This window comes from Acinetobacter sp. YH16038 (genome assembly GCF_013417275.1).
In the GTDB taxonomy this organism is placed as follows: Bacteria; Pseudomonadota; Gammaproteobacteria; order Pseudomonadales; family Moraxellaceae; genus Acinetobacter.
On record NZ_VPEG01000051.1, the window covers coordinates 1 to 11,251 of the forward strand.

11 protein-coding genes and 3 pseudogenes are annotated in these 11,251 nt (G+C 34.7%); 5 read left to right on the forward strand and 9 right to left on the reverse strand.

The window, feature by feature from the left end; all coding sequences use genetic code 11:
• A partial coding sequence (locus tag FTV34_RS15340; RefSeq protein ID WP_151760394.1) for a transposase domain-containing protein occupies positions 1–96 on the forward strand: 96 nt, incomplete at its 5' end.
• A 369-nt stretch (positions 97–465) separates the two neighbouring features.
• On the opposite strand, the gene FTV34_RS15345 is transcribed toward FTV34_RS15340, so the two are convergent.
• From FTV34_RS15345 to FTV34_RS15355, 3 genes are all read right to left on the reverse strand, one after another.
• The gene (locus FTV34_RS15345; protein ID WP_180070732.1) at positions 466–690 is read right to left on the reverse strand and encodes a hypothetical protein; all 225 of its coding nucleotides are present in this window, start codon (positions 688–690) and stop codon (positions 466–468) included.
• Positions 691–3,292: 2,602 nt separating this feature from the next.
• The gene (locus FTV34_RS15350; protein ID WP_034170370.1) at positions 3,293–3,634 is read right to left on the reverse strand and encodes a hypothetical protein; all 342 of its coding nucleotides are present in this window, start codon (positions 3,632–3,634) and stop codon (positions 3,293–3,295) included.
• 270 nt (positions 3,635–3,904) lie between these two features.
• Positions 3,905–4,045, reverse strand: coding sequence for a hypothetical protein (locus FTV34_RS15355; RefSeq protein ID WP_180070734.1), 141 nt, complete (start codon positions 4,043–4,045; stop codon positions 3,905–3,907).
• Between the two features lie 320 nt (positions 4,046–4,365).
• On the opposite strand from FTV34_RS15355, the pseudogene FTV34_RS15360 reads away from it, so the two are divergent.
• From FTV34_RS15360 to FTV34_RS15370, 3 genes and pseudogenes are all read left to right on the forward strand, one after another.
• Positions 4,366–5,009: pseudogene (locus FTV34_RS15360) on the forward strand (SOS response-associated peptidase).
• A 119-nt stretch (positions 5,010–5,128) separates the two neighbouring features.
• Complete coding sequence (locus tag FTV34_RS15365; protein ID WP_180070736.1) at positions 5,129–5,686, forward strand: LexA family transcriptional regulator; 558 nt, start codon at positions 5,129–5,131, stop codon at positions 5,684–5,686.
• Positions 5,683–6,981 carry a Y-family DNA polymerase gene (locus tag FTV34_RS15370; protein ID WP_180070738.1) on the forward strand — a complete coding sequence of 433 codons (1,299 nt, stop codon included), beginning with the start codon at positions 5,683–5,685 and terminating at the stop codon, positions 6,979–6,981. Before FTV34_RS15365 ends, FTV34_RS15370 begins: the two co-directional genes overlap by 4 nt.
• Before the next feature lie 97 nt (positions 6,982–7,078).
• Here FTV34_RS15370 and FTV34_RS15375 read toward each other — a convergent pair whose 3' ends face one another.
• From FTV34_RS15375 to FTV34_RS15385, 3 genes are all read right to left on the reverse strand, one after another.
• The gene (locus FTV34_RS15375; protein ID WP_180070740.1) at positions 7,079–7,231 is read right to left on the reverse strand and encodes a hypothetical protein; all 153 of its coding nucleotides are present in this window, start codon (positions 7,229–7,231) and stop codon (positions 7,079–7,081) included.
• 214 nt (positions 7,232–7,445) lie between these two features.
• Entirely contained in the window at positions 7,446–7,847 is a 402-nt protein-coding gene (locus FTV34_RS15380) for a type II toxin-antitoxin system HigA family antitoxin (RefSeq protein ID WP_180070742.1), read from the reverse strand.
• A gap of 1 nt (position 7,848) precedes the next feature.
• Positions 7,849–8,139, reverse strand: coding sequence for a type II toxin-antitoxin system HigB family toxin (locus tag FTV34_RS15385; protein WP_180070743.1), 291 nt, complete (start codon positions 8,137–8,139; stop codon positions 7,849–7,851).
• A gap of 1,278 nt (positions 8,140–9,417) precedes the next feature.
• Here FTV34_RS15385 and FTV34_RS15390 point away from each other — a divergent pair.
• Positions 9,418–9,759 carry a hypothetical protein gene (locus FTV34_RS15390; RefSeq protein ID WP_175967532.1) on the forward strand — a complete coding sequence of 114 codons (342 nt, stop codon included), beginning with the start codon at positions 9,418–9,420 and terminating at the stop codon, positions 9,757–9,759.
• Between the two features lie 93 nt (positions 9,760–9,852).
• Here FTV34_RS15390 and FTV34_RS15395 read toward each other — a convergent pair whose 3' ends face one another.
• The 3 genes and pseudogenes from FTV34_RS15395 to FTV34_RS15405 all read right to left on the reverse strand — a co-directional run.
• The gene (locus FTV34_RS15395) at positions 9,853–10,095 is read right to left on the reverse strand and encodes a hypothetical protein (protein WP_034705379.1); all 243 of its coding nucleotides are present in this window, start codon (positions 10,093–10,095) and stop codon (positions 9,853–9,855) included.
• Between the two features lie 727 nt (positions 10,096–10,822).
• Positions 10,823–11,053, reverse strand: a pseudogene (locus FTV34_RS15400) (hypothetical protein); the annotation flags it as partial.
• A gap of 91 nt (positions 11,054–11,144) precedes the next feature.
• Positions 11,145–11,251, reverse strand: a pseudogene (locus FTV34_RS15405) (IS5/IS1182 family transposase); the annotation flags it as partial.

Sequence of the window (11,251 nt, forward strand, 5' to 3'; positions counted from 1 at the left end):
GCCTATTTAAGTGATGTGCTGAAAAGGCTGCCGACGCATAAAGTGACCCAAATAGAAGAATTACTGCCACACCGCTGGAAATCCGACCAAAATTAAAAAATAGGCATGGGATTCAGCGGACGCTTACATTGAATGGGTCTCGGTTGAGTCTAGTTAATCTATAAGCTAATCATCTATAGATTCTTCAAAGCTCTTTAACTAATTTTAGAAAAGTTAGATTTTAACTTAATACATTACCTAAATTCTTAATTTATTCTTTTAGTTCAATCATGAGCTTATCAATCTTAATCATTTGATGGTTCTAAGAATTAAAATGACTGAGGTTCTGACATTTAGACAGCTTAACGTTACAAAATCTGAGCCTTATTTAGCTTGTACTTTGTCTATCATGGGCTCACCAATAAGAAAAGAAAAACCCCTCAACATTTAGAATGTAAGAGGTTTAGTTTGCCGTAATACGTTCGGCTATGATTTTAACTTTGCTTTAAACTCAACCCATCCATTGACTTGGGTGATAGTTAGGTCGATAGCTGAGTATTGATAGTAGCGCTCCACCTCAACAAGAGTTTTAGCGCTCATCTCCTTTCGAGCCTCTTTGAATTCAAAATATGGGTTATTAAAATTAATAACATTAGAATTGATAACTGATATTAAGTAATCAGTTGTGTGAATACATTGTAGTGTGCTCATAACCAGCCCGTTAAGTCAAAATTCAAACCAATTATTAGCCTATTATTATTGAAAAATCAAATAGCACAGAATACTTAACTCATTGATAATAAAAAAAATTTATCATTCTAAATTAAACTTTTTTCAAACAATCCCGGCATTCTTTCTTGCCGTCGCTAATCTCAGTCGCACCATGTAGGCAGAATAAGCAGAATAGTAATCGGAGCATACTTTTTTCCAGACAAAAAATAACCCGCTTAACCTGGGGAAGTTAAGCGGGTAGGCTTCTTTAACACGTCGTTATAGTTTTTAGCTAGTTCATCATTATTCATGGAGCACCTTTAAAGTAGCACTTATATAGTGCAGCAATATAGTATAAGAAGCATTACTGAATGGTGGGTGCTGGTTGGCTTTGGGTTAAATTTGGTTATTTGTTAGACAGGAATTACACTATTTAATTATTTTTGTGTTCTGGTCGCCGTATAAAGTTTATCAGGCAACAAAAAAGCTCTTATTTCTATGGACTTTAAAAACTCGCAAAGAAATCGAATAAATATTTAATGAATGTGAACCTGTCATTAATATCGGGTACGTCAAATACCCATAAAGTTTTAGTTTGTGATCTATATTTAAATCTTACTGCTGGTACCTTAGTTGTCACTGACGCATCTTCACCGAGATGTTCAGCAATTAACTTTAGATTTTCTGATAGAAATCGTGATTTATTTATTGTTCTAGATTTTGTGGGCTCGAAAGTCGCTAAAATTTCATCATATACCCAATTAAGAAAACTTAGATCTATCGCTTTATATTTATTCATAAGGTGCATCAATCTATTTAAAAGACTGTGAAGATTCTTTATAACATTTCATTTAATTGAATAAATATTATTTTTAAGAAATAAAAATGTATATACCTGTAAAAAAAGCCCACTTATGATGGGCTTTCGTTTCATCTTTTAAACTTATCTATTCAGAAGCTTTAAGCTCATCAGACAATTTTTCTAAACTCTCTGCTCTTTCTTGTTCGCTAGAAAGATTATATAAATGGAAACACAGAAAAAATATAAATGCCAAAAATACTCCGCCTAAAATTACAACTCTTTTGTTTTTCAAAAGATTCAACTTAATTTAAGCATGAGCCTTAGTATGAACCCTTTTGTTTAATAAACCAACAAAAAAGCCCATCTTTCGATGAGCTTCTTCATAGTAACACTTCAAACGACGGGAGTGTCACAAGATAAACTTGCTGGACTGACCCACATTGGCAGTTACCGCAAGAACTCTAATCTATCATACCTATTGATGTAAAAATAGCCTCTCCACGGAACTAGATACTACTGTTTCTAGCGTTCATAAATTAAGCATAAGTAAATAAAAATATTAATCAGTATATTTGAGTCAAAAAAAACCATATCATTGGGGACGATGTGGACAAAACTCTAAATTCAAAACGTGGAGATTTTTAAACATATGGTAAAATATAATAAAATTATTATATGCAGTCAATCACACTTTGATATTAAGTCGATGATTAACAATCATATTGACTGATAAAATAGAAATAAGTCACTTATTCAAACTTCTAGTTAATCTCATTCTCTTTGACCAGATCTATTACTTAACTTAGCTAAGCTATTCAAGCCAGATACATAGTAAGAAATTAAGCCAAACTTTTCTTTAGGCAATAAAAAAAGCCCACATTGCTGTGGGCTCTTCCCCTTTATCATTTTGCGCTGATTCAGGATTGTTGACGAAATGTACAACGGTCAAACAATAGCCAATTCATGACAAATATAAATATATATAGAAATTAAATATCTATCCATACATAAAAAGTCTAAATTGTGATCTTTGGAGTCAATAATTTCTAATTTGAACTTGATAAAGCTTTATTTTAGGCAACAAAAAAGCCCATCTTTCGATGAACTTCTGCAAAATAACACCTAGTAATAAGTGTGTTATCAGATCATCTGATCAATCTAATCCCCATGACTAGTTGCCCATATAAGTCTTCCTTATTCCGCTTGTTGATCTAAAAACTCTTTAACAAGATTACTTTTTTAAATTGTTGATTCCATCTCGGTGCATAATATTGATCGCTATCACCCTACTATTCACCTTGATCTCTAGTCCAAATCTTTAAACTTTTAACCGAAATGAGCGATCTAAAAGTCAGCAAGACTTTCCTTGATCATGGAAAATAATAATACTGCGCAAACCGCGAACAATAGCCCTATCAAAGCAAATAAAGGATCCTGATAAATAAGACCTAAAACCATGAGAGAAACAGCAAGGATGACGAGGAAAATAATGCCGCATATTTTAAAGAGATACATATCCAGAACCTAAAGCAAAAGCTATGCTTTCAAGAAGCAATTTTTGTTCCTTTTTTAAATAATTTTTATATTTATTATCTATATAAATTGATCAATATTCTATTTATTGGTACGAAGCTAGTATATAAAATACGGATCTACTCAGTACCCATATTTCAAGCAAAATTAAGAAATCCAGACATTAAAAAGCCACCCTAAAGAGTGGCTCAATAATCAAATTTTTTATTGATATTCAATTATAGCGGTCACTATTTTCAAATAAGAATTTTAATAAATATTCTTTCTTTACCCGAAATAATCTCGACATGCATTCCTCCATGAAAGGTCAAAATATTCCTGATCTACCTGCCGTCTTTCAATCAGCACAATATTTTTATTCACTACAATAAACCTCCGATGCTTCATTTCATTCGTAGATTTATCTCTGAAACTAACCTCACCACATTCTCCCTCTTGTTGATGAAATTGAACCAGATCTGAATTTGGTAAAGCATTCCTTACCATCTCCCTAAATTTTTTTAAATCCTCATCCTGTAGGATCTTAGAGTCAGCTTCTTGCTGTGTATTTGGTTGACTACACCCCAGAAGTATTAAAGCTACAAGAGGCAAGATAATTAGTTTTTTCATAAGCTGTCCTCCTGAGAAAGAGGATCACATTATTTTTAAAGTATGGCTATTATTAAAATGAATAGTTTTGTAAACCATTCAACTTTATCAATAAATTTAATCAGGAAAATTTAGAACAGATGAAAAGGTATAATAGCTAAAAAGAGCTTGCTGTTTCTCTGCAAATATCAAAGTCCTGAAAATTATATAAGACTTGTCAGAGATGACTCTACTGAAAGAATGGGAGACCTCACAGCCTTCTATTGCTAGTAGTGAGGTCCTTTAAAGAGATTATTCAACAGGGTTTGCTGCTTGACTGTCTACCTGTTCATTCTGAGGAGTAGGATTGTTTGAACCGTCCTTTTTGTATTTCATTTTCTTATAACAATAACTCGCAAGTATACCTGCACCAATTAACGTTAATAACTTCATCTTTCACCTCATGCTCATAAATGCAAGCCTATATAACTAACATCTATATTTGTAGCTTTCCAAAGCCATTTGGAGTGTTTTTTTAAATAAAAAGTTAAATTATGTATATCTGTATAGATTAAATAAAAGTTTAATCTTTTCATAATATTAAATTTACTTAAAATATTATTGAGTTAAATATTTTTAGGCTCTAAATACATACTTATAAAATAAAAATCCTGCTTGCTGGTCAAAATCCAACTTACGATATTCAAATTGTTTTGCACTTATCTCTCTTATATTTTAATTCTCATGATAGATCATCATGAGAGCGTTCGCCCATGTGTTCAAACTATGAATTCCCCTCAAAAAGCCGTCTCTCTTTATTAGATATTCATGAAGAACAGCTTGAACTGGATATGAAAACACATGTATATCCTTTAGCTCCCGCTCCCATCATTATGCGCGGTGCTGACGAGTTTGAACTGGAGATCGCACGTTTCGGACTTATCCCTTCTTGGGCCAAAGAATTAAAATTTGGCCGGCATACTTATAATGCCCGAAGTGAAACAGTCGCCTCAAAAGCAAGTTTTCGGCATGCCTGGAAAAATAATCAGTTTGCCTTGGTGCCTGTAGATACGTTCTATGAACCCAAATACATTGATGGCAAATCTCATTGGTATGCTATTTCTCGCGAAGACGGTGACCCTGTTACTGTTGCAGCCATTTATGATGATGCAATCATTGAAGGTGAAAAAGTTCGATCTTTTTCAATGCTCACGATTAATGCAAATAATGCAAATCAGCATCCCTTTATGAAACAGTTTCATAATCCGAATGATGAAAAACGCTCGATTATTGTGATACCGAAAGAGTCAAGACAGGACTGGCTGCACTGCAATCATGAGGAAGCAAGTGATTTTTCTTCGAAATGCGGGATGAATTTATTGCAAAGCTACGAGATTCCCGTTTGTCGGAAAACTGAAATATAAAAGCAATTTAATTATTAGTATCTGATTTTAAAGCATTTAATTTATTTGTATAAAAATAAAGCAATCATTACAATCTTGATTAATGTAACAACAATCAAGAAGTAGCAGATTTATGACAAATTCGCATGGGGGCTTTAGAATTGGTGCAGGCAGAAAAAAGGCCGAAGAAACTAAAGTAATTCGTGTACCTGAATCTAAAGTCCTGGATATCAAAGCATACTTAAAATCACTTAAAAAAGAAAGTGAAATCAGTGATATTCGCCAGTTTTATCCCGTTACTCAAATGGAAATTCCTTTGGTCACTGAACGCGTTCAGGCTGGTTTTCCCTCACCCGCACAAGACTATATTGATAAAAAACTCGACCTGAATGAATTCCTGATCAATAACGCTAATGCTACTTTTATCGTTCGTGCCAATTCGCTGTCGATGCTGAATGCAGGCATTGATATCAATGACGCATTGATTGTAGATCGTAGTATTGAAGCGCAACATCGAGATATTGTGATTGCCTGTGTAGATAACGAATTTACTGTCAAACGGCTGATTGTCGATGTAAAGGGTTGCTGGCTAAAAGCTGAGAATGACGATTATCCCGATATTCATCCTGTAGAAGGTCAGCAATTTGAAATCTGGGGTGTGGTCACCAACGTCATTAAAAAATTCAGATGAAATATCAGCAGGAAATCTATGCGCTGATTGACGTCAATAACTGCTATGTCAGTTGTGAGCGCATATTCAATCCGAAACTAAATCATGTACCTGTGATCGTGCTATCAAATAACGATGGCTGTGTAGTCTCACGTTCGCAGGAAGCAAAAGATCTCGGCATTAAAATGGCTGTTCCACTCTTCCAGATTCGCGATATCGTCGAACAGCATCAAGTTCAGGTGCTATCCAGCAACTATGCCCTATATGCAGAAATGTCCAAACGCTTTCATTCCATTCTGTCTGAATATGTAGCACCTGATGAACAAGAGGTTTACTCCATAGATGAATGCTTTCTGAAAATTACAGCTTATGCAAAAAATCATGATTTAACAGAATATGGTCAGGATATGCGACAGCGTATTTTGCAATGGATTGGCTTACCCGTTTGTGTCGGCATTGGCCGTTCCAAAACCGAAGCTAAATTAGCTAACCATATGGCCAAGAAAGCCAAACGCTTCAATGGGGTTTGCGACCTTTCTTCAATGCATCCACAACATAGAGATTACTTCTGGAGCTTGATTGATGTTGCTGAAGTCTGGGGGGTTGGGCGCCAGCAGAGTAAAAAGTTGAAGAACTTAGGTATACATACTGTTCTTAATTTAGCTCAGGCCGATTACCATCGAATCGGAAAATTATTTTCAGTTCTTATGCAAAGAACTGTGATGGAATTACAGGGAATTTCCTGTATTGAACTGGAACAGGCGTGCCAGCCCAAGAAGCAGATTATTTCTTCACGCTCATTTGGTTGCCGAGTAACAGATCTTGAAGCTTTAACGGAGGCTATGAGTGATTACCTGCAAAATGCCGTCAAACGCTTGAGAGAAGATCAATCCTTATGTGGTTGCATCATTGCTTTCGCTCAATCCAATCCTTTTGACAAGAACAGATCCTTTTATCATAAATCTATCGATATCGCTTTTCCTGAACCTACTGATTCTGCTGTTGTCATGAACCGGGCATTAATGCAACAGATGCATGAACTGTTTTCAGAAGGTGTTGAGTTTAAAAAATGTGGGGTTATTCTAACGGCGCTTGAACCTAAATCGGCCTATGTCTATGACTTGCTCTCGGACCATGCTCAAATCGAGAAAAATGAGAAGCTTCAACAAGCGCTAGAAAAAGTAAAAGAAAGATTTGGGGATCAAAAGCTGGCAATTGGAGCAGCTAAAATTCCTGACCGGAGCTGGGCCATGTCTCAACAGTATCTAAGCCAGAATTATTTTAGTTGGGATGGACTGTTAAAGATTGATCGGTAATTTCATCTTCCCAGTAAAGTGAAGCAGAAATTTTCCGAAACTTAAATCAAAATCTAAAAAGCCCTAAATTTAATTAGGGCTTTCTGATATTAATATCTTACTTTTGCTCCCTCAGCGGATGCTCTGGCTCGGCATTAGGCTTTTTCTCAGGCTTTACACCCTTATAGGTTGCTTGATTGCCTTTATCATCATTAGATTCTTTTTGCGGATTATCTTCTTGCTCTGTTTGGCGGTCTGCATGAGTTGTCATATATATTCCCTTTCCTCTAGATGCTTAGAAAATTATTAGGACATATAAGGTTAAACATCAATAATATTTATGTTTTCCATACATTTTAATAAACATATATTCTTCTAATCAGAGCTTATATAGACTTCTTGTTTAATCTAAATCTGTCTGGCTGTGCAACCTGCTTCCAGAAAGCACAGCTCATAGATCAATTTAAAATTTGGTTTCTTATTACTTAAAAGAAAGTATCTGCAGAAACGTTAAAACGTTCAGACAAAGCTTTAATATGGCGGATATTGAGCTGACGTTTACCATTCAGGATTTCAGAAATGACCGACTGGGTAGCTATATCAGATAGGTCTGATTGGCTGAGGCCATGCTGTTCCATCAGGAAAGCGAGTGCAGTACGACCATCGCCTTCTGGCATCGGCAAATGTTCATGTTCATAAGCTGAGACTAAATCACCCAGTTGAAGAATCAGTCCCATTAAGGGATGCGACTCATCATCACCTACAATATTCAGAAGTTCATCTAAAGCTTCAGTAAGGGTATTAAAGTCTTCTTCAGTTTCTGGCTTGCTGAGCAAAGGTGCAACATAACGCCAGTGATCAACGGCCTGTTTAATCATTGCATTCATATTAAGCCTCCTTCCAATGACCTTTGTCATATTCCTGATGGGATAAGACATGGCGAATATAGACACGTTTTGCCTGATACATCACAACTGCGATCAACCTGATCTTGTTGCCACCAATATCAAAGACATGAAATTTCCCGACTTTATCGACTGCGGGAAATAATCGCTTCATGTCGGCAAAATCCTTAGGATTATTGGCCTTGATAATTCGATACCAACCATCTAATGCAGTTTCAGCGTGTGGCCACTTTTGTATTGCTTCCAGAATCCGAACGTGAGTGATCACATGCATAATTATTTATCGCATTTTGCTATATTCAAAGTATAATCTAAATATCGCATATTGCAATAACACTTAAAGCATGAATTTAGTTGAGATGGATATTAGTAAGATCAAATAATAAGCTAAAAATAAGTAAATTCTTATTTTTAATAATCTTTATTAATTAACTATCAATAACTTATAAAAATATAGCGCTGATATGTTGGTTCTATTTTCAAATATCAATAATAAAAAATGAAAACCCCGTCGAGCTATATCAAACGGGGGTTCAACATCCATCTATACCGCGAAGGTCTAGAGAGTTAATTTAAATCTTTCAAGCAATCACGACACTTTTTGACTTCGAAATCATCGACTGTGTAATCAATTTCAGTCGCACCATGAAGACCAAATAAACAACATATAAATTGGAACATGTGTTTCTCCTGACTGTGAACAGCTCGATCATGGATCGAGCTTAGTTGCTTTAAAGATAATGGCTTACAGCTCCACGATTTATTTACCTTGAAATGATTGAATCACTCACCTGTACTGCGATCGCACAGGCAAGCTATAGCCTCTAAATTTGTACACTCTCTTCATGTTTTGGCGCTTGGTCTTTGGTACCGTGATCCTTGCTCATCATCCGGCACATTTTTTCTTTGCAAGATTTAAAGCAACATCCCACCATAACACCCATACCAAATGCACAGATACATCTCATCATAGCTCTACCCTGTCTTTTCATGAAAAGAGATATATAAATAACATCTATTCATGTTTCACACTTGAACGTATTTTCAGGTTTTATGTTGTATATGAAAACTTATGTGAAGGATAAATATCGGAGAATCATCTATTTTTGACATATTTATGATCTAAAAAATGGGCCCTGCTTAACTGTCTGGATTAAACAGGGCTTTTTAACTTGCTGATTTTAAATTATTTTATCTGAGTTGTTGTAGTGGTGATAAAGTACCACTTGTCATGCATCTAATATGTATATGAAATATAGAGGCTTTTTTACTAAATGTTGAATATAGGTTATGTTTTATATTTTATTGGCTATTTTTCATCAACTTAGATGCAATTAAATACAAAAAACTTTGATTCATTCAGTTTTCATTCAATCAAGTGAGTCATAAAAGCAGATATGCAACTTATACATATTGGTAGATATTTTACTTATTTTATCAAAGTCCTTTTCATTTTTTATTTTCTCAGCTGTCAATGAGTTTAAAGGCAGGTGCTCTTTCACTCATTTCTCTTTATAATTTTTCCAACGACTGATAACAATATATTGTTGCCATGAAAATATCACTATTCATAATTACCCTATTGGCATTGGCGATCACAGGCTGCCAGAAACAACAGGCAGATGTATCAGCTGAACCTGATCCAGCAGTGAAAGCTCAGTTTGAACAATCAGATGCCCGATTGAGTGCTTATTTAGATAAATTAGATTCTTCTACTATTAGCCTTGAGGAAAGAACACATATTTTATGTGAGGATTATCCTAAAGAATATAAAACTCATTATATGCCGGCCCTAATAAAACTAATGCCACAAGAATATGAGGAGCAGGAGTTACTGAAAGATCTGAAAAATGCGCTCGACTTTTATAAAGTAAAATCCAATATTCAATGCTGATTTATTCTGAACAATAAAAAAACCGCCTTAAAGAAGGCGGTTTTTTGTAGAGATTACACAGCTTAGATATGAACGCTGCAGCTTTGACTAATCTTATTGATTACGCAAATTTTGCTGCTGGTTATCTTGTTGTGGCTGTTGCTGTTGTTGCTGATTGCGTTGCTGGTCCTGTTGGCCCTGCTGACGCTGTTGGTTTTGCTGTCCCTGCGGCTGTTGTTGCTGCTGGTTCGGCTGTTGCTGATTTTGATTCTGGTTTTGCTGACGTTGTTGGTCTTGCTGTTGCTGTTGTTGTTGATTCTGTTGGTCTTGCTGATTTTGCTGTTGATTATTAGCCATGGTGTAACTCCTTACTATTTGCTTTAAATCGCCGATGATTAGGTTTCGACTTAATATTTACTCTACCTATTTTTAAAAATTCGCCAAGTTATTACCTGTTACATATTAATTCAATGTAAAAAAAGGTAAGTTAAGTAATTGAAGTCTGGATTTATAAGAAACATAAATTACTTTTAATAATAGAATGAACACATATTGAAAGCTTCCTATCTTTTATAAATTTTATTTTTCAATTAAATTCATAACTTAATCAAAAAACTGTATAAACGCTTAAATTTAAAATAAAATCTAGAAATACATTTTGATACTTATATAAAATATAATTATATTTATAAAGATATTGAATTTTATTAATTATTTTAAATTATGATTTTTTATACATGCTTAACCTAATTTTTTAAAAATTAGATCATTAAATATAAAAAAAAGAAAAACTCATTTTCAAATAGCAGACCATATTACATAGAATCACAAATTAGGCCTTTTCAGTTGCCAATTTACCTTGACTTTATATTTTTAAAATTATTAAACCTCTTGCAGATACTGGTGTTACTGCAAGCATCAATTACATCATCGGTGGTTATGATCGTATGGATGTGAAACAAAAGAACAAAGTAGTATTCGGACTAGGTTATAGCTTCTAATTTTCTCTGAATAAAAAAGGCGACTTTAGGTCGCCTTTTTTATTGCTTGGATTCTCAAATTAAGTTAATCAAACGTGCTGCCCTCAATAAGACAAGGCTTCCAATAAATGCCCAGTCTGAATATCTGGACTTTGATGAAGATCTGCAATGGTTCGGGCAACACGCAAAATCCGATGGCAACCTCGTGCTGATAAATTCAGTTTCTGCTATGCCAGTTCAATCATTTTCTGAGCTGGTGGATCAAGAGGGGCATATTGCTCCAGCTGTTTCGGCCTAAGACTCATGTTCAAGGCATAAAATAAATTTTGCTTTCTTTTTGAAAATCTGTATTGTTTCTGAGATTAGAATTACTTAGATTCACTAACAGTAGTATTTATAATGAAATTATTAGACCTCTTTCATAAATCATTTTTTGCTCAGTTCCAAGTTGTAGATTCCAGCGATTAAATTGAATCTCAAACCAAGCCTTTTACCTCTATTTCGATAACGCTCAGCAAGGATTTTGAAGGTTT